This is a genomic window from Salinicola sp. RZ23, from assembly GCF_003206675.1.
Taxonomy (GTDB): Bacteria; Pseudomonadota; Gammaproteobacteria; order Pseudomonadales; family Halomonadaceae; genus Salinicola; species Salinicola endophyticus.
The window spans coordinates 24,376-45,517 of record NZ_PZJK01000021.1 but is presented as its reverse complement, the minus strand read 5'-3'; the positions used below and the strand labels follow the sequence as shown (position 1 = coordinate 45,517).

Genomic DNA, 21,142 nt, shown 5'->3' with positions numbered 1-21,142 from the left:
CTTTTTTTGCGCTGCTGTTCCCAATACTGCCCCGAATTCAGCGCTCTTCATGGGAACGGCTATCGGCCATTGACCGGGGCCATTCGCTCCGCCCTGTGCCAGAGACGCAAACGCCCCGACGGCATGGCCGTCGGGGCGCTCTGACTGCAGGATGGCGATCAGCGCGAAGCGTGACGCGACGTCATCGCCAGCAGCACGATGGCGAGCACACAGGCGCCGATCAGCAGCGCGAATCCCCCATCCCAGCCATAGGCATCCACGGTGTAGCCTACCAGCGCACTCGCGGCGACCGAGCCACCCAGATAGCCGAACAGGCCAGTAAACCCCGCCGCAGTGCCGGCCGCCTTCTTGGGCACCAGCTCGAGCGCATGGAGACCGATCAGCATCACCGGGCCGTAGATCAAGAAACCGATGGCGATCAGGCTGAACATGTCGAGCATGGCGTGTCCGGGTGGTGTCAGCCAGTAGAGCGCGGTGAACAGGGTCACCAGCACCATGAAGGTGATTCCGGTTGCCGCCCGATTGCCCTTGAACAGCCGATCGGAGAGCCAGCCGCACAGTAGCGTGCCCGGAATACCCGCCCACTCATAGAGGAAGTAAGCCCAGGAGGATTTATCGACGGTGAAGCCCTTCACCTCCTGCAGATAGGTGGGCGCCCAGTCGAGCACACCGTAGCGCAGCAGGTAGACGAAAACGTTGGCCAGCGCGATATACCACAGCAGACGGTTCTTGAGTACGTGCTCGACCAATATCTCGCGGGTGGAGAACTCCTTTTCATGAGAGTCATCGTAACCCTCGGGATAATCGTTCTTGTACGCCTCGATCGGTGGCAGCCCGCAGGTCTGGGGCGTATCGCGCATGGTCAGGAGAGCGAACACCGCCACCCCCACCGCCACCGCAGCGGGCACGTAGAACGCTGAGTGCCAATCGTTGTACCAGGCCATGCCCAGAATGAAGAGCGGCCCGATCAACCCACCGCCGACGTTATGGGCGATGTTCCAGGTCGACACGATGCGCCCGCGCTCTTTCTGCGACCACCAGTGCACCATGGTTCGACCACAGGGCGGCCAACCCATGCCCTGCACCCAGCCATTGAGGAACAGCAACACGAACATGATCGCCACACTGGATGTGGCCCAGTCGGTAAAGCCGAACAGGAACATGATCAGCGCTGAGAGCAAAAGCCCGGTCGGCAGAAAGAGGCGCGGATTGGAGCGGTCGGAGACCGCGCCCATCAGAAACTTCGAGATGCCGTAGGCCACCGAGACCCCGGCCAGCGCCACGCCGAGATCCCCACGCGAGTAGCCCTGCTCCACCAGATGCGGGATCGCCAGGGTGAAGTTCTTGCGCACCAGGTAGTAGCCCGCATAGCCAAAGAATATCCCGGCGAAGATCTGCCAGCGCAGCCGCCGATAGACCGGATCGATACGCGCCTCGGGCAGCCGCGCCGCCGCGCCGCCCGCCTTGAAGATGCCTAGCATGATTACCTCGTGAACACGGAATGAGTGCCGATACCCCACCAACCGACTCGCCGACCTTGCTGGCGAGCACGATGTTCACTTTCGAAAGCGAACGGACGCGAAAACTGTCATATTTCTGTCATATAAGCTGCTAGGCTTTAGTCTAATGGCGCGCGCGAGACCAGCCGGAAGGCACGAAAGGTCTAGCGTGCAGGGGGATGCGCTACACGAATGGAAGACGCGACGCTTCTGCCGCCGACGGACAGGCGCGAGGTCTGGTTTGAGGATACATTCTCGATCAGTGTGCAGAAATGAACATGGCGCAATGAGCCGGCAGAGTGTCGGAAAACGTCGCCACCAGTATGACCATCCCGGATGATCAGCACCGCCACTGGGGCCTGACTCGCGTGAGCGATAACCCGTTTTCGGATGCGATCAAGGAGGCGGGAATTCAGCTCCCCAAGGGGCAGCGAATGCACGTGTTACGCCACACCTTTGCCAGCCATTTCATGATGAATGGCGGCGACGTATTAACGCTGCAAAAGATACTGGGACATCAGACGATTACGATGACGATGCGCTACGCACACCTGTCCCCCGACCACCTCGCGGACGCGATCAAATTGTGGGTTAGCAGGAGATATGGCACCGGAGGGGGAAAGTGGGACTAGCTGCTCCAAAGTGGGATAACCCGAGCAGCCATGGGGCCTACAGCGTGATGCGATATCTAATGCAGTGCCAAAGCGATGCGAACATAAAAAAGGGCCGGTCCGGCATGGATCGGCCCTTTTTGCGTTCTGATTGGCACTGGTTCACAGCCAGCCGGCCGACCAGACGGCGCGGCCGATGATCTCCAGTTCGTGCAGCCGGTCACGCGGCACGATCACCTTATCGTAGATCGGATTCGCGCTGATGATGGCGACGCCATCGAACTGGCGCTGGAGCCGCTTGGCGTAGAGGTGGCCGTCGAGGCGCAGAACGTAGATGCCCTCTCCCTCAATCGTTGTACGCGTGTGGTCGATCAGCACCGTGTCGCCGCTGTGCAGCAGCGGTTCCATGGAATCCCCATCCACACGAATCGCCGACAGGTGCTCCGGCGTCAGGCCCTGATTACGCAGCGAGTACCGCGTGAAAGAAATATGTGTCAGCACCTGGCAGCCTTCGTTCCAGGCGCCGTCGCCAGCGCTGCACTGGGCATCGTAGAGCGGTACCAGCGCGTACTCGTCCAGCTCGGGCGGCGGAGTTCTTTTTTCCGCACCGAATGCAAGCCATTGAGCATCGACGCCCAGCGCCTGGGCTAGTAACGCAAGCCTGTCGAGCCCAGGAAAGGTGTCCCCGCTCAAATAGCTGCGAACAGCTCCTTCTGAAATGCCGCTGCGCTTAGCGAAGGCGCGCGGTTTTTCGCTTCCCATCGCCTCCTGAAGGCGCTCCCGGAAGCGTTCGATTCCCTCATCGGGAAAAGAACGTACATCGGCAGGCTTGTCACTTCCATTCTTTTCCGCGTAAGCCATTGATTTCAAAGGAGCGGTTTATTATTCCGCACCACCTCGCGCTAAAAACAGAAAGAAACGCTCGGAATAACGCTTGATGAGTGCGGAATTCCGAGATATGTTTACTCACAACGCAGGGTTAGACAGCCAGAAAAAACGCCACGGAGTGACGCTGTGAAACTGGACATCCCCACCAACCCCTCGGCCCGCTGGGAGTGGATCAAGTATCAGATCCGCTCGCGTGGATTGAGCTTCGCAGAGCTCTCACGGCGCCTGGGCGTCGAGCTTGGCACGCTGACCTCGGTCAAGCGGCAGCCCTATCCACGGATGGAGCGGGCTCTCGCCAGCACCATAGGCATCCCGCCGGAGGTCATCTGGCCGGAGCGGTGGAACACCGATGGAACACCGCACCGCCAGCGGCCCAATCGTGCCGAGTCGCGGAAAGCCGCGCGTGGGTCATGTGTTGCCAAGTGTTGCGCGGATTCTAACGCGCCATCTAACGCCGTGCATCGGCAAGTTGTTACGGGGGCGTGAACATGCGGCGTGTTCGAGATACTCAGACGCTAGACATCTTCGAAGTACCCACGCCGGTGGTGCCTTCGCCTGGCAGTGGCAACTACGGCGCCCAAGTCAGCGAGCTGGTCGGCGCGGTGCTGAAAGACTGCCCCATTGATCGGTATGAAGTGGCCTCGCAGATGAGCCGCCTCTCGGGGGATGACGTCAGCAAGAACATGCTCGACGCCTGGAGCTCACCGGCTCGTACCGATCACAACATTCCTTTTTATCGCGTGCCGCTGATCGAAGAGGTGTGCAGCAGTCACGCCTTTACCGATTGGCTTGTCCACCAGCGCGGCGGTCGAGTTGCCTATGGCCGCGAAGCGCTAGCCGCGGAATACGGACGCCGCCAGCAAATGATGGATCAGCTCAAGGCGGACATGCGCAAGCTGAAGCACCTGATGGGAGAAGAGACATGAGCCATCAGAACTCTCCCCTCACACGCGGCTGGTTCACCGCTAACGAGTTGGCCGGCCTACCTGGTGTTCCTGGCACACCGCAGAACGTGCGTGCATACGCAAAACGCCATGCATGGGAAGGTCAACGCCGCCTGGGTACCAAAGCGGTCGAATACGCCTTCGCGGTTCTGCCCGCCGAGACCCAGAACGCCCTGCTGATGCGCAGTGCCGCGGACGCAGAACCGGAACCGTTCACCGCGTCTGACGAGCCCGCCGAAGCCGAACGCCCCGAACAGCGCGCGCTGACCGAGAAACAGCGCCGGGTGATGGGTGCTCGCGTCGCATTCGTGCGCGAGATCCAGCGGATGACGCAGCACGTCACCCAGGCGCGAGCCATCCAAACGCTGCTGACGCTTGCCGAAACTGACGACCTCTCGCCGTATCTCGCCGAGCGCGTGGTGCTGGCCAACGACCGCAAGACCGCCACGCGGACGCTCAGCGAGCGAACGCTGAAGCGCTGGATCGCTGACTACAAAAAGCACGGCGAACGCGGTTTGGCACCGAAGCGGCAGAAAGCCGATATGAGCGTTCCGGCATGGGCCGGCGACTTCCTAAAGCGTTACCAGCGCCCGCAGAAGCCCACCGTCGAAGCCGCCTATCAGCAGCTCGTCGAGCAGACCGAGTGGCAGCCGAGTATCCATCAAGTGCGCCGGTGGCTGGCGAAGCTCTCGCCGGAAGCCCGCGAGCGCGGCCGCATGGGTGCCCATGAACTCAAGACATTGCAGCCGTTCAAGCGCCGCAAGGCAGACACTCTGTGGCCCAACGACTGCTGGGTCGCCGACGGTCACACCTTCGACGCCGAAGTGATCAACCCGCTGACCGGGCAAGCGTTCCGGCCAGAGATCACCCTGGTGATCGACTGGGGCACCCGTCGCATCGTCGGCTTCGCGCTGAACCTTGCCGAGTCGACCCTCGCGACGCTGGATGCCCTGCGCGACGCGGTCAGCCGTGCCGGCATGTTCAACCTGTTCTATGTCGATAACGGCAGCGGCTTTGACAACACCACTGTTTACGAAGTGGTCGATCGTTTGGGCGGCACGATTACGCACTCGCTGCCTTATAACTCGCAAGCACGCGGCGTTATCGAACGCGCCCACCGCTCGATCCTGGTTCAACTCGCTAAAACCCTGCCGAGTTATATCGGCGCGGATATGGATAAAGAGGCGGGCAATCGCGCGCATCGTTTATCACGTCGCGACATTGCCGCCGGTTTGAAGCCCAAGCAGATCCCGACATTCCAAGCGTTCTACGACAGCCTTTGCAGCGCGATCGATCAGTACAACCACCGCCCGCATCGCGGCCTGCCGAAAATCCGCGATCTGGATACCGGCAATCTGCGTCATCGCTCACCGATGGAAGCCTGGAAGTCGGCCGAGGCCGAAGGGTTTGAAGCGCTGACCGCTCCCGCCGATGTGGTCGCCTCACTGATGCGCCCGCAAGAGACCCGCAAGACGCACCGCGGCGAAGTGAAGATCAACGGTGGCATCTACTTCCTGGATGCGCTGCGCGACCTCCACGGCGAAGAGATCCGCGTCGCCTGGGATTACCGCGATACCGGCGCCGTGGGCATCTACAGCCTTGATGGGGAGTGGATTGGCGAAGCGATCCTCGACGGAAACGCCACCCCGGCGATGCCCCAGTCGATGATCGAGCGCGCGGCCGAGAAGCGTGAGAAGGGTCAGCTCAACCGTCTAGTGCGCAAAGCGAAGACGCTGACCGGTGGCGACGTCGAACTGCGTCGCGTCGAGCCCGATCGCCCGGAGAGCAACGCCCGCCGCGTCGAGGAGGCGCGGGAACATGCCAAACAGCTCGCCAATGACGAGCCGCGCTTTGAAATACCGCAAGGGAAGGTCGAGCGCTATCGGCTCTGGAATCGACTCGATGCGCAGCTGCAGGCGGGAGAGGAGCTTTCTGAGGCCGCGCAGCGCTGGCATGCGAGCTACGCGAATCATGGCGATTACAAGTCGATCGCCAAAGTAATGGATGCGGACGGGCTGCAACCCGCCCGCACCCGGCGGGCCGTCTGAACCACGGCCCATGACACCCGCAGCAATAAGGAACTGATATGAGCGTCAACGCGATTGTACCACTCACCAACGTCGCTCTCCTGGCCAATGCCATCGAGCGCGCCGCGAGCCGCCCGACGGGCCTGCCGGGGCTGGTGGTGATGTACGGCCCCAGCGGCTACGGCAAATCACTCGCCGCCTCATTCTCTGCCAACCAGCACCGCGCCTACTACGTCGAGTGCCGCGAGTCGTGGACCAAGAAGGCGTTTTTGCTCGCGATCCTGCGCGAGATCGGCGTAATTCCCGCGAAGACGATCTCGGAGATGGTCGACCAGATCGCCGAGCAGCTCTCCCGCTCGGGCCGGCCGCTCATCGTCGACGACGTCCAGTACGTCATCGACAAGGCAGCCGCCAACGTGCTGACCGACATCTACAACGCCTCCGAAGGCACGATCATTTTGATCGGCGAAGAGCGGGTGCCCGCCTCCATGGGTCGCCTAGAGCGACTACACAACCGCGTGCTCGAATGGGTGCCCGCCGAGCCCGCGAGTCTGGAGGATGTCAGCGCCCTTGCCTTGCGCAGCTACCCCGATATCGAGATCGCCGACGACCTGCTAGCCCTGGTCAACGACCGCGTGCGCGGCTGTCTTCGCCGGGTCGCCGTCAACCTCTACCAGATCCACCAGGAAGCGCTGGCCAACGGCTGGGATCGCGTCGACGCCAACGCTTGGGGCGAGCGTGAGATCCACACCGGCCAGCCGCCGGCGCGGAGGGGGTGAGCATGGCCAAGCGTAAACCGCAATCGACACTCGCCGGCGACGTGCCCAGCCGCCAGCGGATCTGGGAAGGCATCCGATTGATCGCACACAGCGGTCGGCCGGTGACCATGGCCCGGCTCGACACCTTCGTGCCCGACATGCCCCGGACACGCGTTGTCGACTACCTACGCGGCCTGATCGCCGCCGGCTACCTCGAGCGCATCAACCCCACCAAGGGCATCGGCGATGTCGCCGAGTACCGGCTGATCCGCGATATCGGCGTCGAAGCGCCGCGGGTACGCCGCGACGGCAGCGAGCCGCCGGTACCGGGCCGCGAGCAGCTCTGGCGCACGATCAAGATCATCGGCGAGTTCACTGCCGCGCAACTGGCCGAGGCAGCGACCACGCCCCGCCGCGCCGTCGCCGAAACCACCGCCCAGGAGTACTGCCAGTTTCTGGCCCTGGCGGGGTATCTGCACATCACCCGCGCCGGCGGCGCCAATCTGCCGGCGCGGTATCGCCTCGCCAGCGGGCGCTGGACCGGCCCAATGGCCCCGCAGATCCGCCGCACCAAGGAGCTCTACGACCCCAACACGCAAGAGGTCGTCTACACCCGCGTCACGCGAATCGAAGGGGGACAGCCATGAGCGGGGTGAAAACAGCCATGAGCGGGGTGAAAACAGACATGAGCGCCGTTCGTAAATCCATCGACCTCTCCGTCTGGGGCGCCGAGCCACCGCGCTGGGTGCGCCTGCTCGCCGCCGAGGTCGAGGCCACCAACATGACCCGCGCCGCCGAGCGCATCGGCATGTCGCGTTCGGCGGTCTCTTTGGCACTCGCCAACCGCTATCCGAGCCCGAACACCACCGGTGTCGAACAGCGGGTGATCGAGGCGCTGGACCGGATGACCTGCCCGGCCCAGGGCACGGAGATCGACAGCCAGCAGTGCCGGCGCTACCGCGAACGTGAGGCACCGACCCACAACCCGATGGCGATGCGTGCCTGGCGCGCCTGCCAGCAGTGCCCGCACCACCCTGACAACGGGGGCGACTCATGATCCGCATCGACGATGAGCAGCTCGACTACTACGCCTACCGCTTCGTGCGGCTGCGGCTCGACCGCCACGGCTGGACGCTGGCGCGCTACCTGGCCAACCCGGAAGCCGGCGAAGACCAGGCGCTGGAGCCGGAGCCTCTGCTCCCTGCGCAGCAGGCCGCGGCGCTGCGACTGTGGCAGCAGCAGGACACCGGCGTGCTGCCGCGGCAGCACGCCGCGCCGACCCACGGGCCTTGGATCGACCCCGCTGACATCGTCGATATCGGCGAGCTGCTCGCCGGGCTGCGTGCCGAGGTCGAGGCCACAGAGCAGATGCCGCGTCATAACGGCGCCGCCATCGAGCCCATGCGCCACCACCGCAAGCACCCCAACCACCGCAATGCCAGCGCCAACTTCAACAAGCGCCGAGGAGCCTGAGATGACCACACCCAACGCCATTCTACGGCTGATCGACACCGACGAGATCGGCGGCGCCAGTGTCAGCCAGTTGCTGCACGACATGGGCGCCGAGCGCTCATCCACCGTCGCGGTGGCCATCACCCGCCGGCACCAGTTCGAGCCTTTCGCGGCACTGGTCTGCCTGCATGGGAAGCACACCGCCCGCTACATGGCCGCCATCGAAGCGGTCAGCCAAGACATCCAACGTGAAGAGCAACCCGGGAGCCACCAATGAACGCACCGCACATGAAACAAGAGCAGCAGATCCCCGCCGGGTTCCGTCAGGACGGTAAGGGCCGGCTGATCCCCGAATCCCAGATCAAGCCGATCGACCAGATGCGCGACGAGCTGGTGCTGTCGCTGGTCGATCGCGCCAACCAGCTCCGCGACGAGCTGCGCGACTACAAGAGTGACGCCTTCAGCGAAATCGAGCAGTTCGTCGAGACCTCCGCCAGCGAGTACGACGTCCAGATCGGCGGCAAGAAAGGCAACGTCCAGCTCGTGTCATTCGATGGGCGCTATAAGGTGGTCCGCGCCATTCAGGAGTCGATCAGCTTCGACGAGCGACTGCAGGCCGCCAAGGGATTGATCGACGAGTGCCTGCGCGAGTGGACCAAAGACGCCCGGCCCGAGATCGCCACCATCGTGCAGGACGCCTTCCGCGTCGACCAGGCCGGCAACATCCGCACCGGGCAAGTGCTGGGCCTACGTCGGCTCGATATCGACGACAAGCGCTGGCAGCGCGCCATGGACGCCATCAGTGACGCCGTCCAGGTCACCGGCTCCAAGAGCTACATCCGCCTCTACGAGCGGGTCGGCGACAGCGACCAGTACCGCCCCATCAGCCTCGATATCGCGGGGGTATGAGATGAAATCCGCCACCATCCGCGTCCGCGACGCCATCGGCGGCTATGCCGCCACGCTCCAGGGTCAGCGTGCCACCTGCGCCTGGAGCCACGAAGAGGCAGCTCGACGAGTCGCCCAGAAGGTCTACGGCGACACCGTAGGCGTCGTGAATGACTACCTGCGCGATAGCGATGTCGCCGCCGGCGTCCGCTACCGCTACCACGTCACGCACGCCACAGATCAATCGGAGGTGAACTGATATGCGTACTCGCTACCGCGCCTACTGCTACGCCAGCGGCGAGATTCACATTGGCACCACAACGCCCACCGGCGCCGTCGAGCTGGCCACCGGCCCGCATCGTGCCCTGACCGAAGAAGTCGACGTACTCGCCCGGCACGGCTACCGCGGCGAACGCTTCGTACCGGGCGTGCCCGAGACGTTCTCACTCGCAGAGAAGCGTGACGCAGTGGCGCGCTTCGTCGACTGGGTCCGCGGTGGGTCGCGGGCCGCTATCTGGCGCACCGGTGAGCAGGTCCGCGCCGATATCGATGCGCTGCAGGAGATCGAGGCATGAGCCAACAAGCCAAGAGCCGTACCTGCACGATCACCATCACCGAGATGGAGGACGGTGTCGCGGTCGATGCCGGCTTCTCTATCACCAACCTGCGTGACGCCACGATCTCGCAGACCCTCGCCATGGTCGGCGTCACGGCCATTCACGAAAAGATGATCGAGTACCGCGAGAAAGCCGCGGCCGAAACGACTCACTAAGCGAAACGCCCCTGCTCTCGTGAGGAGCCGGGGCGTCTGCCGGGCGTGGTGGCCCGGCACTGATGAGCAGCCGACGAGGTACCCATGGACAAATTCAAAGAGCTGGAAGCGCAACTGCAAGGAGTTTTCGGCAGCGCGAAGATCCGGGTCAACGGGCGTGAAGTCACGTTCCAGAAGCGGCTGGACCGGGAAAAGCTCGTTATTCAGGTCGGTGTCGATGGCTGGATCAAGGGCGAGTGGAGCCTCGTCGACATCCAAGGCGAGCCGAAGCACCCGGAAGGGCTTTTCTATCGCCCGATGCGTTCGCGGGTATGGCCGCTCAAGCAATACAAGTCGCTCCGAAAGATTTTCGGCAAACGAGAGGCCGACAAGATGACCGCGCTTCGTATCGTCGCCGTCAGTCCCTATTGGAACAGCCCGCGCTCGCTGATCAGCCATCTGCGTAAGCATTTTCCCGATCTCGAACTGGTTGGAGAGGTGTCGTCATGAGCCGGTGGTCAAAGTTCACGCAGCTTGGTCGCGAGCGGCGTTGCAGCAAATGCGATGAATGGTGGCCAGACGACGCCGAGTTCTACTACCGGAGCAACGGCAAGAGCCGTCAGCCGTGCAAAGCGTGCTATGCCCAGTTGCCCTCGGTGATCGCGAAGGAAGAGCGCCGCAAGGCAGCGTTGGGGAGGTCGTCATGATCCATCGCGGCAAGCTCGCCCAGATCCATATCGCTAAGGTGCAGCTCGGTCTCTCCGACGACGAGTACCGCGCGCTGCTCGGCCGCGTGGCCGGCGTCAGCAGTGCCAAAGACCTCACCAATCGCAATGTCAGCGCGGTAATCAATGAACTCCAGCGCCTGGGCTGGCAGCCCAAGCCCGCCAACAAGGCAGGCCGAAAAGCGCCGAGGCCGCCGCGCACCCGCGCCACCGTGATGCGCAAGGTCGAGGCGCTGCTGGCAGACGCCGGCCGCCCCTGGGCCTACGCCGATGGCATGGCGCAGCGCATGTTCAGCGTAGAGCGCGTCGACTGGCTGGACGATGACCAGTTGATCCGCCTGATGCAGGGCCTGGTGATCGACGCCAAACGGAGAGGCCAATGAAAGAGATCCGCTGCCCCGCGTGCCACACGCACCTCACGCTCGAGCAGATCTGCGAGGACGAGTCTCTGCGCGAGCTGATGGGCGTGCTGGCCGACCTGCCGCGCGAGGTCTCGCGGCCGCTGGTCGCCTACCTTGGCCTGTTTCGCGGCAAGAGCCGCAGTACCGCCTATGAGCGCCAGCTCCGGCTGGCCCGCGAGGCGTTGGCGCTGGCTGCCGATACCGGGCTAGTGGGCACGGCGCTCTCCGAGACGGTAGAGGCGATCCGCGCCAAGCGCGACAGCGGCGAGAACAGGCCGCTCACCAATCACAACTATTTGAAGCGCGTCCTCGAGAGTCTGGGTGCCCGCGCCGTGGCCAGTAGTGCGCTGCCGGCATCTACGGCGCCGCGCCCGGCCAAAGGCGTCGCCCGCGCATTGGCCGCACTGGACGCAGGGAGGCAGCAGTCTTGAACGAACAGAGAGCGAACCAACCTGCGCAGTGGTTCCGCGATGAGATCGCCCAGGGGCTCGCCCGGCTGGTAGTACTCCGCCTGCAGAACGCCCCTTGGGAGGACGATATCGCCTACACCCAGCAGGCGTGGGTCGACACGCTCTGGGCGCGGCCGGTCGGCTGGGATGCCGAGCTGGATACCGCCCGCCTGCGCACCGCCTTCCAGCGCCTGGCGGGGAGCATCAATCGTTGGCCCGCGCCGCGGGCGCTGCTCGAGGTTATGCCGGAGCGGCCACGACAGCCCCGGCTCGCGCGGCCCAAGCTCTCCGCCGCGGAAGCTGCCGAGAACCGCGCCAAGCTACGCCAGATGATCCAAGAGACCGGCATCGGAGGAGCCTCTCGTGAGCAATAACCATGACATGTTCCCCGAGATCCCCGACGACGCCCTGGAACGGATGACCGACCCGGAGATCCTCAAGAAGTGGCCACAAGGGCTGACCGACATTCTGCTCGTGATCGAAGCGGTCTATCGTCGCCACGGCGATAACGAGGAGATAGCGCGAGCGCGGGCTTTCCGCGCCGTGCGCGCCTTGGCACACTTCCATGGTGGGCATTCGTTCTACCTGCCCAAGGGCGACAGGCTGGAGATTGCGCTTAGGGATCGCGAAATTTTCGAGCGCCACAACGGTGCCAACGTGACGCAGCTCGCGCGGGAGCATCGGCTGACAGAGGTTCAGGTCTACTCGATACTGGCCGAACAACGAAAACTGGCCCGAAATCGGCTTCAGCCGGGCCTGTTCTAATAACGAAGACGCAAGGGAGAATAGAATGAAACCAGTAGCGACCATTATGGCGCTGACCGCGATCGCCGTAGCCGGCGCCGCTAACGCCAACGAAGAATGTGCTGGCATCAGTGACGATCAAAGTCGCTTGGCCTGCTATGACTCCGAGTATCGGCCTGCAACAAGCACGTCACAGAAATCTGCGTGGAGTGTGAACACCTCAACCTCGCCGATCGACGATTCCAAAACGGTGGTATTGATGACCGACTCGACGCAGCCCGTGAGAAGCAGGTTCGGGCGGCCGGAAAGCGCGACGCTAATCGCTCGCTGCTCCGAAAACACAACGTCGATGTACCTAATCTTTGCTGGCAACCACATGACCGATATTCAGTCGTACGGTCAGGTCACGACTCGAGTCGATGATTTGAAGGCCAGAACGATCAATATGGACAGCTCGACTGACAATAAGGCTCTCGGGCTATGGCGAGGAGGCAATTCCATTCCTTTCCTGGAGAGTATGTTCGGGCACGACATGCTGACAGTCAGAGCAACGCCGTTCAATGAATCGCCGATTACTGCACAATTCCCGGTCACTGGACTTGAAGAAGCCATTCAACCGCTTCGCGATGCTTGCCACTGGTAGGAGAAAACCATGAAGTACGCCTCACTTCTCCTAGCCTCGGTAGCGATCTGCCTCTCGCTCTCGGGTTGCAGCAAAGACCCGATTAGCATGGAAGAGTCGCTCGACATCGCTGAGCTCTCTCAAGACGCCGACACCTACAAAAACGAGTTTGCCCTGGCCATCCAAGATCTCAGCACCAAGGATGGTTGTCAGGCAGAAGTTATGCGCGAAGGCGGTGGCTTCTCTCGCGTGACGGGAGATAGCTTCTATTTCCTCTACTGCGGAAAGCCAATCAACACATCGAGCCGATGGTATTACGACCCAGCCAACGGCAAGCTCAGCCAGGATAAGAGCGAGCTTCGAGGATAGCTTTACACCATCACCGCACCAGCGATAATGCTCTCAGAACGCCAGAGCGCCTTTTCTCGAAAGACCCAACGCCCACCACCTGGTGGGCGTTTTTCGTAAACCGCTTGAATCCCGCCTCGACCGCTCCCGCCGGTAACGTCAGAACTCACGCCACACGCATCGATTCTGACCCGAAACCGACGGAGACGGCACCGTGTTCCAGACCCTGTTTGAAAAACTCAAAGGCGCCACCCGGCTGTGGCCCTGCCTGCTGCTGGCCATCGTCACCACGACTGCGGTGGGTGCCGTCTACCCACAGCAGGTGGGGCTGCTGCTGTGGTCGCTGACCAAGGTGTTCTGGGCGATTTATCTCGCCTACTGGCTCGACCGCTGGGTGTTCTGGTACGCCCGCCCTGGCGATTACCAATCACGCTCGACTGCTGGCAATAGCCTGATCACCTACATGATGTTGCGACGCGTCATCCTGATGGCCGCCGTGGCCATCGCTGTCGGGCTGGGCGTGTGATGAACGGCCAGCATCGCAAGATCCTGGCGGCGGTCCACGCCGAGCAGCGCGAACGACGCGGCCCGGTCCCGCCGGCCCTGGTTTCCATCGCGCTCAATGTCGCTTCGACGGCGGGTCGCGAGCGCGTGGATCGGCACATCACCGAGCTGCTGGGGTCTGGCTGCCTCGAGGCGGTCGAGGACGCTCACCGGGGCAACGGCCTGGTCGTGACGGTTGCCGGCCGGCGCGAACTGGATAGCCAGCCGCCGGCACCAGTTGGCCCAGTTTCCAGCGGCACAGATGGAGCCGAGCCATCTGACCCGCAAGCCGTCGAATCTCAGGCGCCGGCGACTGGCTCAACGAACGATGCCGACCTCGCCGCCGAGGGCTGGTCGATCATGACCGGGCTGGCCGAGATCGCGATCGGCAAGCTACGAACTCTGCCCGCGAATGACGTCACAGAACGCGCCCGGCTCTATGCCGTGCTGCGTCGCTACCAGCGCCATACCGACGCGCTACTGGCGCGCTACGGGGGCGAAGCGTGATCCGCCTCTGCCTCTTTCTAACCTTGCTGCTGGTCGGCTGCCAGCCGGCCACTGCCTGGCAGCCGCCGGCCAACGCCGAGCGATATCAACGCGAGCTGACCCGCATCGTCCAGCAGACCTGGGGGCTGGAGGGCTCCGTCGCTGTTCATGCCGCGCAGATCCAACAGGAAAGCGCCTGGCGTCCGGATGTCGATAGCCCCGTCGGCGCCCAGGGGCTGGCGCAGTTCATGCCAAGCACCAGCGCCTGGATCGTCGAAATCTACCCGGACCTGGAGCCAGTGGCGCCGTACTCGCCCGGCTGGGCGATGCGGGCGATGGCGCGCTACGACCGCTGGATCTGGCAGCGCCTCGACGCCGCCGATGCCTGCCAGCGCTGGGCAATGACGCTTTCCGGCTACAACGGTGGGCTGGGCTGGGTCTGGCGTGACCAGAAACTGGCCGACGACGCCGGCGATAACCCCGCCGTGTGGTTCGGCTCGGTAGCGAACTACACCGCTCGCGCGGACTGGGCAAAACGAGAAAACCGCGACTACGTGGATCGCATCCTGCTGCGCTATACACCGCGCTACGTCAGCGCCTGGGGCGGGAGGTCACCGTGCTATCACTTCTGAGCCGCCTCGGCGGCCTGTTCAAGATCGTGCCGCCAACCCTGTGGGTGGCGCTGGCGACCGGCGCGCTGGTGATCGGCTGCCTGCTCTACCAGCAACACACCATCGACGGGCTGCGCGACGATTTGGTCGATGCCAAACAGGCTTTGATAACCGCCGAATGCGATCGCGACGCGTGGCTAAACGTGGCCTTCCAGCGCTCTCGCGAATTGGCGACCGAACGCGAGGAGCGTGCGGCCGGTGAGACCGCCACCCGTGAGCTGAACAACCAACTCGACACGCTCGACGAGCGTTATCGGCCCTCAGCCGAGCGTATCCGCCAGGCGCCGACGGCGGACGATGCGCCGGTGGCGCCGGTATTGCGTCAGGCGATCGAGGATCTGCCATGAAACTCATCGGTATCGTTGTCTCCACCGCAATGCTTACCGCCTGCGAGAGCATGCCGGCACCGCCGCCGATGATCGACAACGAACCACCGGTGGTGATCTGCGCGATCCCCGCCGGGATGACCGAGCGCGAAGCCGAACCGGCCAAACCGCTCGGCGACTATACCCAACGCGATGTCGGCAGCTACATCACCGCCCTGCATCGCTGGGGCTCTCGAGGCTGGCTGAGACTGGCCCGAGTCGATCAACGGAGCCAGGCGTGCCAAGCGCGAGCGCTGGCTCCGGCAAAACCATAACGCGTAACGCAGAGGAAACGATGGGACCACTCAACTGGGATGCCATCCGTGTCGTCTGGGATTTCCTGCAGGCGATCTCGGTATTGCTCTTCTCCGCCGGCATCTGGTGGATCAACCGGACACGAGCCAGCGAGACAGCGATCCGTCGGGTGGATTCCCGCATCGACGAAGTGGAGCGCCACATGACCTCTCTCGAACACCAGGTGCATTCGCTGCCCAGCCGCGATGACATCGACCACCTACGTGCCGAACAGGCCAAGACCAACCGGCTACTGGCCGAGATATCCGCGACACAACGCGCCCAGGGGCAGCTCACGGATCGCATCCACACCTACCTGTTCAATGAGCGAGGGAACCGATGAACTATCCAGACTTCGAGACCGAGGGCCGGCGCCTTTCGATCCTGCGCATCCTGGCGCGGCGCAATCAGTACACCACCAACGAATACTCGCTCAACGACGAGCTGGTCGGTGCCTACGCCCATCGCGTCAGTCGTGATCGGCTGCATGGCGACCTGGCGTGGCTCGAAGAGCAGCAGCTCGTGATCACCCAATCGCCGCGTGCCGGCATAATCGTCACGCTGACAGCTCGTGGCCATGATGCTGCCACTGGCCTCGCCAACGTTCCCGGCGTCGCCAAGCCGCTGCCGGAGGCCTGAACCAATGCCACCGCGCTCCAAGGTGTTTGATCTACCGCCGGAGATCCGCGACGAGCTGAATCAGAAGCTCGTAAGCTCTGGCTTTGCCGACTACACCGGGCTGGCCGAGTGGCTCGAATCCAACGGCTACAAGCTCAGCCGCTCGAGCGTCGCCCGCTACGGCGCCGACCTCCAGCAGGAGTTCGAGGAAGCCATGGGCGACGTGCGCAAGACGACGGAACTCGCCCGCGCCCTGACCGCCGAGCAAGAGGACGAATCCGGCGCGCTGCTGGATGCCACCGCCCGCATCGTGCAGGACCAACTGCTGCGGATCTCCATCGCCATGCGCAAGGCCGAGGAAGATCCGGCCAAAGCCGCCAAGCAGCTAGGCAGCGTGACCAAGGCGCTGGCCGATATCGGCCGCGTCAGCTTGAGCCAGAAGAAGTGGGCGCGGGAGCTGCGTGTCGAAGTCGCCGCCGAGGCAGCGGCGGCGGCCGAGGGCGCGATGGCCAGCCAGGGCATGAGCCGCGATGCCATCGACGCGATCAAGCGCGACATCCTGGGGATCGCCTGATGGATGAACTCACCATTGCTCAGGCTATCGTCGATGCTGGCGACTCCCTTGGCTTCGCCATCGTGGTCGCCGCATTGATTCGGGGGGTCCTCAACAAATGATCGCCATGCCCAAGTCGGTGCTGCTGCCCTACCAGCAGACGTGGATCGAGGATGAATCCGATCTCAAGATAGCCGAGAAGTCGCGCCGAACCGGTATCACTTGGGGCGAAGCGGCGGACGCCGTGCTGAGCGCCAGTGCGGCGAAGTCCGCCGGCGGCACCAACCACTTCTACGTGGGCTCGAACCGTGAGATGGCAATCGAGTTCATCGACGCGGCCGCCATGTGGGCCAAGGCGTTCAACAAGGCAGCGAGCGCGATCGAGGAAGAGATCATCCAGGATGAGGACAAGGACATCCTCACCTTCAATATTCGCTTCTCCAGTGGCTTCAAGATCCAGGCGCTATCCAGCCGGCCGAGCAATCTTCGCGGCCGCCAGGGCAACGTCACCATCGACGAGGCCGCCTTCCATGGCGAGCTAGCCGAAGTGCTCAAGGCAGCGCTGGCACTCACCATGTGGGGCGCCAAGGTGCGTCTGATCTCGACCCACAACGGCGTCGACAACCTCTTCAACGAACTGGTGCAGGACAGCCGCGCCGGCAAGAAGCGCTATTCGGTCCACCGCATCACGCTCGACGACGCCTGCGAACAGGGGCTCTACAAGCGCATCTGCCAGGTGCGCGGCAAGACGTGGACCCAAGCGGCCGAGGATCAGTGGAAGGCGAACCTGCTCGCCGATACTGCGACCCGCGAGGACGCACTCGAGGAGTACTACTGCGTTCCCAAGTCGGGCGGTGGCGCCTACCTCTCCCGTGCCCTGATCGAGTCACGCATGGTCGATGCCCCGGTGCTGCGCTTCGAGGGCTCGGCGACATTCAACGCGCTGCCGGAAGCCCTGCGCGCGGTCGAGATGGCGCAATGGTGCCAGGAAGAACTGCTGCCGCTGCTGATGCAACTCGATCCGCAACATACCCACTGTTTCGGGGAAGACTTCGCCCGCTCCGGCGACCTGACCGTCATCGCCCCCATGGCAATCGATCAACAGCTCAAGCGCCTGGTGCCGTTCCTGGTCGAGCTGCGCAACGTGCCGTTCAAACAGCAGGAGCAAGTGCTGTTCTACATCGTCGATCGACTGCCGCGCCTTCAGGCTGGCGCCTTGGACGCACGCGGTAACGGTCAGTACCTCGCCGAGCAGGCGGTGGACCAGTACGGCAGCGGCCGTATCGAGGCGGTGATGCTTTCCCAGGGCTGGTACCTGGAGGCGATGCCCAAGTTCAAAGCCGCGTTCGAGGATGACGAGATTGCGATTCCCCGCGACCGCGACGTGGCCGACGACCTGCGCGCTCTGCAGGTGATCAAGGGGATACCCAAGCTGCCGGATGGCAAGACCGGTGATGCCAAGGCGCGCCACGGCGACGCCGCGATCGCCTTGGCATTGGCCTATTACGCCAGCCTGATGGAAGCCATCGAGATCGACTTTATCGCCGTGCCCAAGGCCGGCAGTACCCATTACGCCGATGACGATGACGTCGGTGATCTCTACGACGGTTTAGGAGGCGGCTGGTGAGCCTGACACAACGTTTACGCGCACTCTTTGGCACCGGCCGCGATGAGCAGTCCCGCGCTCTGGATGAACAGCAGACAGATGCCGACGACCGCTCGACGGTCGGCAACCTCAAACGCGAATTCGCCGAGCATCCGAGCAAGGGTCTGACCCCGGCGAAACTCCACCAGATCCTGGAGGCCGCCGAGCAAGGCGACCTCAAAGGCCAATCCGAACTGTTCGACGACATGGAGGAAAAGGACAGCCAGATCGGCGCGGACCTGGGCAAACGCCGTCAACTCGCCGCTGAGTTGGAATGGCAGATCGTGCCGCCGGACAACGCCAGCGCCGCTGAAAAGCGCGCGGCGGATTTCTGCGCCGAGGTGTTCGACGGGATCGAGGTCGAGGATCTGATACTCGATATGGGGACCGGCGTCGGCCACGGCTGGGCCAATCTGGAACTCGCCTGGTCGCGTGATGGCGCCCAGCGCTTTATCGAGCAGCCGCAGCTGCGCCCGCACTCCTGGTTCCGCCTACACGGCGAGGATCAAAACCGCATTACGCTACGCGACAGCTCCAACAACGGCGCCGATCTGTGGGCGCTGGGCTGGGTGCAGCACCGCCACCGCGCCAAGCCGGGTTATCTCGCTCGCATGGGCCTCGGTCGGATGCTGGCCTGGCCCTATCTGTTCCAGAACTACGCCCTCGGCGATCTCGCCCAACTGCTCGAGATCTACGGGCTGCCGGCGCGGGTCGGCAAGTACCCCAAGAATGCGACCCAGCAGGAGAAAGCGACGCTCTTGCGGGCCGTGGTCTCCATGGGCAAGGACGCCGCCGGCATCATCCCCGAAGGGATGGCAATCGAGTTCATGGAAGCCGCCGGCGGCCGTGCCGATATGTTCGAGTCGATGATCCACTGGTGCGAACGCGCCAAGGCGAAAGCCATTCTCGGCGGCACGCTGACCAGCGGTACCGGCGAAGGTACCAACACCAACGCCCTGGGCAACGTCCACGAGCGTGGCCAGGCGTCGCTGATCCGCTCGGATATTCGCCAGTACGGCGGTACGGTCCAGCGCGACATCCTCTGGCCGCTTGCGGCGCTCAACTACGGTATCGATAACCGCCGCCGCGCGCCGCGCTTCATCCTCGATATGGGCGAGACCGAGGACTATCAGACGCTCGCCAGCACGCTACCGACGCTGGTCGATATGGGGGCACGGATTCCGCGGTGGTGGCTGCACGAGAAGACCGGCATCCCCGAAGCGACAGACCAGGACGAGATCCTGACGCCACGCGCTCAGCTGCAGCCGTTTGGCCAGGCCGTGCTGAGGTCTACCGTACAGCCGCCGGGCCTAGCTGCGCTGCGCCAGGCACCGGCGGTTCCGACGCCTGCCCAGCCCGAGCACTACCGCGAGCCAGCCTCCAGCGTGCTCGAGCGCGAGGCGCAACCGGTCGTTGACGGCTGGATCGATCAGATCCAAGCGATCGTCGACGAAGCCGATTCGTTCGAGCAGTTGCAGTCACGCATCCTGGAGGCGTTCAGCGATCTGGACGAAGAACAGCTTGCCGAGGTGATGGGCCAAGCCTTCCTCGCCGCCAACCTCGCGGGGCGTTCGACCGTCAGCGATGAAGCCGAGGCAACCGATGCCAACGGTTAGCGCCATGTTCCGGCGGCCGTTCAAGGAACAGGTCGCCTACTTCCGCCAGAAGCAGAGCCTGCCCACCAACCGCTGGGACGACCTGTGGCGGGACGAACACGACAAGGCATTCGTCGTCGCCAGCGCAACCAAGGCGGATCTGCTCGCCGACCTGCGCGCGGCCGTTGATGACTCGATCGCCAACGGTCAGAGCCTAGGCGAGTTCCGAAAGCAGTTCCGGGAGATCGTTGCCCGGCAGGGCTGGACGGGCTGGGCCGGCGAAGGCCCGAAAGCCGGCGCCGCCTGGCGTACCCGCGTCATCTACAAGACCAACATGGATACGTCCTACATGGCCGGCCGCTGGCAGCAGATGACCGATCCGGACGTGGTCCGCGTGCGGCCGTACTGGCGCTACGTCCACAACACCGTCGAGAACCCGCGCATCCAGCATCAGCGGTGGGACGGCCTGGTGCTGGCCGCTGGCGACTCGTGGTTTCACACCCACTGGCCACCCAACGGCTGGGGCTGCAACTGTGGCGTCGAAACCATGAGCCGGCGACAGCTCGAGCGCAGCGGCCGCACCGGGCCGGACACCGCACCCAGCGATGGCACCGCCGAGCACGTCAACGACCGCACCGGCGAAGTGACGGAAGTGCCAAATGGCGTGCAACCGGGCTGGGATTACGCCCCCGGCAAGGGCGCAGCGGAGACAGCGATCGCCGCCCGGCTCAACCGACTAGATACGCTCGAGGCCAACATGGCCAGACTCAACGTCAAAGACCTGGTCGAGAGCGACCTGTTCGGGCGCTTCTTCGCCGGCGACGTCCAAGGCGAGTTCCCCATCGCCGTGGTGCCACCGGTGGAACGCGAGATCCTCGGCGCTGAATCGCCCACGGTGCTGCTCTCCCAGGCGAGCCTGACGGCGCATATCGAGCGTCACCCAGAGATCGGCCTGGCCGACTATCGGCGCGTACAGACGCTGCTGGACCGGGGCGAGGTCTATCGGCGCGCGGGCGAGGATGGCCGGCTGATCTATCTGACGGTGGATGGCGTGACTTACCGCGCCGCGCTCAAGCGAACGCAGGACGGCAGGCGCAACTACTTCCTGACGCTGTTCAAGGTCAAGGAGTCGGCAGCGGAGCGCAACGTGAGAAACAAGATGGAACGGCTGAGATAGGACTGCGGTAGGAAGAGAGCGAGGCTGGTTCGTCATCCCCAGATACCTCATCAGCGCGATGCGCTGGGTACGCCAGACGAATTTTGGC

The 21,142-nt window shown here is 63.7% G+C and carries 31 protein-coding genes, 1 other RNA gene and 1 pseudogene; 31 read left to right on the top strand and 2 right to left on the bottom strand.

Annotated features, from left to right (window positions below):
- Positions 1–158 precede the first annotated feature (158 nt).
- Positions 159–1,481: a glycerol-3-phosphate transporter gene (glpT, locus tag DOM67_RS18990; protein ID WP_110678786.1), complete on the bottom strand. Its 1,323-nt coding sequence runs from the start codon at positions 1,479–1,481 to the stop codon at positions 159–161.
- A gap of 401 nt (positions 1,482–1,882) precedes the next feature.
- Between glpT and DOM67_RS18985 the strand changes: the two are divergent.
- A pseudogene (locus DOM67_RS18985) lies at positions 1,883–2,131 on the top strand (tyrosine-type recombinase/integrase); the annotation flags it as partial.
- A 141-nt stretch (positions 2,132–2,272) separates the two neighbouring features.
- Here the strand turns inward: DOM67_RS18985 and DOM67_RS18980 are convergent.
- Positions 2,273–2,971, bottom strand: coding sequence for an XRE family transcriptional regulator (locus DOM67_RS18980; protein ID WP_110678785.1), 699 nt, complete (start codon positions 2,969–2,971; stop codon positions 2,273–2,275).
- 515 nt (positions 2,972–3,486) lie between these two features.
- Between DOM67_RS18980 and DOM67_RS18970 the strand changes: the two genes are divergently transcribed.
- The 30 genes from DOM67_RS18970 (at position 3,487) to DOM67_RS18825 (ending at position 21,054) form a co-directional block, all read left to right on the top strand.
- Positions 3,487–3,924, top strand: coding sequence for a hypothetical protein (locus DOM67_RS18970; protein WP_110678781.1), 438 nt, complete (start codon positions 3,487–3,489; stop codon positions 3,922–3,924).
- The gene (locus tag DOM67_RS18965; protein ID WP_110678779.1) at positions 3,921–5,990 is read left to right on the top strand and encodes a DNA-binding protein; all 2,070 of its coding nucleotides are present in this window, start codon (positions 3,921–3,923) and stop codon (positions 5,988–5,990) included. Before DOM67_RS18970 ends, DOM67_RS18965 begins: the two co-directional genes overlap by 4 nt.
- A gap of 38 nt (positions 5,991–6,028) precedes the next feature.
- Positions 6,029–6,748, top strand: coding sequence for an ATP-binding protein (locus DOM67_RS18960; RefSeq protein WP_110678777.1), 720 nt, complete (start codon positions 6,029–6,031; stop codon positions 6,746–6,748).
- Between the two features lie 2 nt (positions 6,749–6,750).
- Positions 6,751–7,374 (top strand): hypothetical protein, encoded by a 624-nt coding sequence (locus DOM67_RS18955; RefSeq protein ID WP_110678776.1) that lies wholly within the window; start codon positions 6,751–6,753, stop codon positions 7,372–7,374.
- A 38-nt stretch (positions 7,375–7,412) separates the two neighbouring features.
- Positions 7,413–7,784: a LysR family transcriptional regulator gene (locus DOM67_RS18950; RefSeq protein WP_110678774.1), complete on the top strand. Its 372-nt coding sequence runs from the start codon at positions 7,413–7,415 to the stop codon at positions 7,782–7,784.
- Positions 7,781–8,200, top strand: a complete 420-nt coding sequence (locus DOM67_RS18945; RefSeq protein WP_110678772.1) for a hypothetical protein — start codon at positions 7,781–7,783, stop codon at positions 8,198–8,200. Before DOM67_RS18950 ends, DOM67_RS18945 begins: the two co-directional genes overlap by 4 nt.
- Position 8,201: 1 nt before the next feature.
- Positions 8,202–8,456, top strand: coding sequence for a hypothetical protein (locus tag DOM67_RS18940; protein WP_110678770.1), 255 nt, complete (start codon positions 8,202–8,204; stop codon positions 8,454–8,456).
- On the top strand, positions 8,453–9,088 hold the full coding sequence (locus DOM67_RS18935; protein WP_110678769.1) for a DUF3164 family protein: 636 nt from the start codon (positions 8,453–8,455) through the stop codon (positions 9,086–9,088). The genes DOM67_RS18940 and DOM67_RS18935 overlap by 4 nt, the downstream gene beginning before the upstream one ends.
- A 1-nt stretch (position 9,089) precedes the next feature.
- The gene (locus DOM67_RS18930; protein ID WP_110678768.1) at positions 9,090–9,326 is read left to right on the top strand and encodes a hypothetical protein; all 237 of its coding nucleotides are present in this window, start codon (positions 9,090–9,092) and stop codon (positions 9,324–9,326) included.
- A gap of 1 nt (position 9,327) precedes the next feature.
- Positions 9,328–9,642: a host nuclease inhibitor protein gene (locus tag DOM67_RS18925; protein WP_110678767.1), complete on the top strand. Its 315-nt coding sequence runs from the start codon at positions 9,328–9,330 to the stop codon at positions 9,640–9,642.
- Positions 9,639–9,839 (top strand): hypothetical protein, encoded by a 201-nt coding sequence (locus DOM67_RS18920; RefSeq protein WP_110678765.1) that lies wholly within the window; start codon positions 9,639–9,641, stop codon positions 9,837–9,839. Before DOM67_RS18925 ends, DOM67_RS18920 begins: the two co-directional genes overlap by 4 nt.
- An RNA gene (locus DOM67_RS18915) (hammerhead ribozyme type II) lies at positions 9,838–9,915 on the top strand. The genes DOM67_RS18920 and DOM67_RS18915 overlap by 2 nt, the downstream gene beginning before the upstream one ends.
- A gap of 8 nt (positions 9,916–9,923) precedes the next feature.
- On the top strand, positions 9,924–10,328 hold the full coding sequence (locus DOM67_RS18910; protein ID WP_110678763.1) for a hypothetical protein: 405 nt from the start codon (positions 9,924–9,926) through the stop codon (positions 10,326–10,328).
- A 193-nt stretch (positions 10,329–10,521) separates the two neighbouring features.
- Complete coding sequence (locus tag DOM67_RS18900; RefSeq protein WP_110678760.1) at positions 10,522–10,926, top strand: regulatory protein GemA; 405 nt, start codon at positions 10,522–10,524, stop codon at positions 10,924–10,926.
- Positions 10,923–11,375 (top strand): hypothetical protein, encoded by a 453-nt coding sequence (locus tag DOM67_RS18895; protein WP_110678759.1) that lies wholly within the window; start codon positions 10,923–10,925, stop codon positions 11,373–11,375. Before DOM67_RS18900 ends, DOM67_RS18895 begins: the two co-directional genes overlap by 4 nt.
- On the top strand, positions 11,372–11,767 hold the full coding sequence (locus DOM67_RS18890; protein ID WP_110678757.1) for a hypothetical protein: 396 nt from the start codon (positions 11,372–11,374) through the stop codon (positions 11,765–11,767). Before DOM67_RS18895 ends, DOM67_RS18890 begins: the two co-directional genes overlap by 4 nt.
- Entirely contained in the window at positions 11,757–12,158 is a 402-nt protein-coding gene (locus DOM67_RS18885) for a Mor transcription activator family protein (protein WP_157958915.1), read from the top strand. The genes DOM67_RS18890 and DOM67_RS18885 overlap by 11 nt, the downstream gene beginning before the upstream one ends.
- Positions 12,159–12,183: 25 nt before the next feature.
- Positions 12,184–12,780: a type VI secretion system-associated protein TagO gene (locus DOM67_RS18880; RefSeq protein ID WP_110678754.1), complete on the top strand. Its 597-nt coding sequence runs from the start codon at positions 12,184–12,186 to the stop codon at positions 12,778–12,780.
- 9 nt (positions 12,781–12,789) lie between these two features.
- A complete protein-coding gene (locus DOM67_RS18875; RefSeq protein ID WP_110678753.1) occupies positions 12,790–13,128 on the top strand; it encodes a hypothetical protein in 339 nt (112 codons plus the stop codon).
- A 193-nt stretch (positions 13,129–13,321) separates the two neighbouring features.
- Positions 13,322–13,633, top strand: a complete 312-nt coding sequence (locus DOM67_RS18870; RefSeq protein WP_110678752.1) for a putative holin — start codon at positions 13,322–13,324, stop codon at positions 13,631–13,633.
- On the top strand, positions 13,633–14,157 hold the full coding sequence (locus DOM67_RS18865; protein ID WP_110678750.1) for a hypothetical protein: 525 nt from the start codon (positions 13,633–13,635) through the stop codon (positions 14,155–14,157). Before DOM67_RS18870 ends, DOM67_RS18865 begins: the two co-directional genes overlap by 1 nt.
- The gene (locus tag DOM67_RS18860) at positions 14,154–14,768 is read left to right on the top strand and encodes a transglycosylase SLT domain-containing protein (RefSeq protein WP_110678748.1); all 615 of its coding nucleotides are present in this window, start codon (positions 14,154–14,156) and stop codon (positions 14,766–14,768) included. Before DOM67_RS18865 ends, DOM67_RS18860 begins: the two co-directional genes overlap by 4 nt.
- Positions 14,753–15,154 (top strand): hypothetical protein, encoded by a 402-nt coding sequence (locus tag DOM67_RS18855; RefSeq protein ID WP_110678746.1) that lies wholly within the window; start codon positions 14,753–14,755, stop codon positions 15,152–15,154. Before DOM67_RS18860 ends, DOM67_RS18855 begins: the two co-directional genes overlap by 16 nt.
- The gene (locus tag DOM67_RS19905; RefSeq protein ID WP_157958914.1) at positions 15,151–15,447 is read left to right on the top strand and encodes a hypothetical protein; all 297 of its coding nucleotides are present in this window, start codon (positions 15,151–15,153) and stop codon (positions 15,445–15,447) included. Before DOM67_RS18855 ends, DOM67_RS19905 begins: the two co-directional genes overlap by 4 nt.
- Positions 15,448–15,467: 20 nt before the next feature.
- Positions 15,468–15,809 (top strand): DUF2730 family protein, encoded by a 342-nt coding sequence (locus DOM67_RS19900; RefSeq protein ID WP_157958913.1) that lies wholly within the window; start codon positions 15,468–15,470, stop codon positions 15,807–15,809.
- A complete protein-coding gene (locus tag DOM67_RS18845; RefSeq protein WP_110678743.1) occupies positions 15,806–16,105 on the top strand; it encodes a hypothetical protein in 300 nt (99 codons plus the stop codon). Before DOM67_RS19900 ends, DOM67_RS18845 begins: the two co-directional genes overlap by 4 nt.
- A gap of 4 nt (positions 16,106–16,109) precedes the next feature.
- Positions 16,110–16,658: a DUF3486 family protein gene (locus DOM67_RS18840; RefSeq protein ID WP_110678741.1), complete on the top strand. Its 549-nt coding sequence runs from the start codon at positions 16,110–16,112 to the stop codon at positions 16,656–16,658.
- A gap of 97 nt (positions 16,659–16,755) precedes the next feature.
- Entirely contained in the window at positions 16,756–18,264 is a 1,509-nt protein-coding gene (locus tag DOM67_RS18835; protein WP_110678740.1) for a hypothetical protein, read from the top strand.
- Positions 18,261–19,898: a DUF935 domain-containing protein gene (locus DOM67_RS18830; protein WP_157958912.1), complete on the top strand. Its 1,638-nt coding sequence runs from the start codon at positions 18,261–18,263 to the stop codon at positions 19,896–19,898. The genes DOM67_RS18835 and DOM67_RS18830 overlap by 4 nt, the downstream gene beginning before the upstream one ends.
- Positions 19,885–21,054 carry a phage minor head protein gene (locus DOM67_RS18825; protein WP_157958911.1) on the top strand — a complete coding sequence of 390 codons (1,170 nt, stop codon included), beginning with the start codon at positions 19,885–19,887 and terminating at the stop codon, positions 21,052–21,054. The genes DOM67_RS18830 and DOM67_RS18825 overlap by 14 nt, the downstream gene beginning before the upstream one ends.
- Positions 21,055–21,142 lie beyond the last annotated feature (88 nt).

What these genes read in the sequence shown, in the direction of transcription:
- glpT (WP_110678786.1), bottom strand. Translation starts at nt 1,481, where the DNA reads ATGCTAGGCATCTTCAAGGCGGGCGGCGCGGCGGCGCGGCTGCCCGAG.
- DOM67_RS18980 (WP_110678785.1), bottom strand. Translation starts at nt 2,971, where the DNA reads ATGGCTTACGCGGAAAAGAATGGAAGTGACAAGCCTGCCGATGTACGT.
- DOM67_RS18970 (WP_110678781.1), top strand. Translation starts at nt 3,487, where the DNA reads ATGCGGCGTGTTCGAGATACTCAGACGCTAGACATCTTCGAAGTACCC.
- DOM67_RS18965 (WP_110678779.1), top strand. Translation starts at nt 3,921, where the DNA reads ATGAGCCATCAGAACTCTCCCCTCACACGCGGCTGGTTCACCGCTAAC.
- DOM67_RS18960 (WP_110678777.1), top strand. Translation starts at nt 6,029, where the DNA reads ATGAGCGTCAACGCGATTGTACCACTCACCAACGTCGCTCTCCTGGCC.
- DOM67_RS18955 (WP_110678776.1), top strand. Translation starts at nt 6,751, where the DNA reads ATGGCCAAGCGTAAACCGCAATCGACACTCGCCGGCGACGTGCCCAGC.
- DOM67_RS18950 (WP_110678774.1), top strand. Translation starts at nt 7,413, where the DNA reads ATGAGCGCCGTTCGTAAATCCATCGACCTCTCCGTCTGGGGCGCCGAG.
- DOM67_RS18945 (WP_110678772.1), top strand. Translation starts at nt 7,781, where the DNA reads ATGATCCGCATCGACGATGAGCAGCTCGACTACTACGCCTACCGCTTC.
- DOM67_RS18940 (WP_110678770.1), top strand. Translation starts at nt 8,202, where the DNA reads ATGACCACACCCAACGCCATTCTACGGCTGATCGACACCGACGAGATC.
- DOM67_RS18935 (WP_110678769.1), top strand. Translation starts at nt 8,453, where the DNA reads ATGAACGCACCGCACATGAAACAAGAGCAGCAGATCCCCGCCGGGTTC.
- DOM67_RS18930 (WP_110678768.1), top strand. Translation starts at nt 9,090, where the DNA reads ATGAAATCCGCCACCATCCGCGTCCGCGACGCCATCGGCGGCTATGCC.
- DOM67_RS18925 (WP_110678767.1), top strand. Translation starts at nt 9,328, where the DNA reads ATGCGTACTCGCTACCGCGCCTACTGCTACGCCAGCGGCGAGATTCAC.
- DOM67_RS18920 (WP_110678765.1), top strand. Translation starts at nt 9,639, where the DNA reads ATGAGCCAACAAGCCAAGAGCCGTACCTGCACGATCACCATCACCGAG.
- DOM67_RS18910 (WP_110678763.1), top strand. Translation starts at nt 9,924, where the DNA reads ATGGACAAATTCAAAGAGCTGGAAGCGCAACTGCAAGGAGTTTTCGGC.
- DOM67_RS18900 (WP_110678760.1), top strand. Translation starts at nt 10,522, where the DNA reads ATGATCCATCGCGGCAAGCTCGCCCAGATCCATATCGCTAAGGTGCAG.
- DOM67_RS18895 (WP_110678759.1), top strand. Translation starts at nt 10,923, where the DNA reads ATGAAAGAGATCCGCTGCCCCGCGTGCCACACGCACCTCACGCTCGAG.
- DOM67_RS18880 (WP_110678754.1), top strand. Translation starts at nt 12,184, where the DNA reads ATGAAACCAGTAGCGACCATTATGGCGCTGACCGCGATCGCCGTAGCC.
- DOM67_RS18875 (WP_110678753.1), top strand. Translation starts at nt 12,790, where the DNA reads ATGAAGTACGCCTCACTTCTCCTAGCCTCGGTAGCGATCTGCCTCTCG.
- DOM67_RS18865 (WP_110678750.1), top strand. Translation starts at nt 13,633, where the DNA reads ATGAACGGCCAGCATCGCAAGATCCTGGCGGCGGTCCACGCCGAGCAG.
- DOM67_RS19905 (WP_157958914.1), top strand. Translation starts at nt 15,151, where the DNA reads ATGAAACTCATCGGTATCGTTGTCTCCACCGCAATGCTTACCGCCTGC.
- DOM67_RS19900 (WP_157958913.1), top strand. Translation starts at nt 15,468, where the DNA reads ATGGGACCACTCAACTGGGATGCCATCCGTGTCGTCTGGGATTTCCTG.
- DOM67_RS18845 (WP_110678743.1), top strand. Translation starts at nt 15,806, where the DNA reads ATGAACTATCCAGACTTCGAGACCGAGGGCCGGCGCCTTTCGATCCTG.
- DOM67_RS18840 (WP_110678741.1), top strand. Translation starts at nt 16,110, where the DNA reads ATGCCACCGCGCTCCAAGGTGTTTGATCTACCGCCGGAGATCCGCGAC.
- DOM67_RS18835 (WP_110678740.1), top strand. Translation starts at nt 16,756, where the DNA reads ATGATCGCCATGCCCAAGTCGGTGCTGCTGCCCTACCAGCAGACGTGG.
- DOM67_RS18825 (WP_157958911.1), top strand. Translation starts at nt 19,885, where the DNA reads ATGCCAACGGTTAGCGCCATGTTCCGGCGGCCGTTCAAGGAACAGGTC.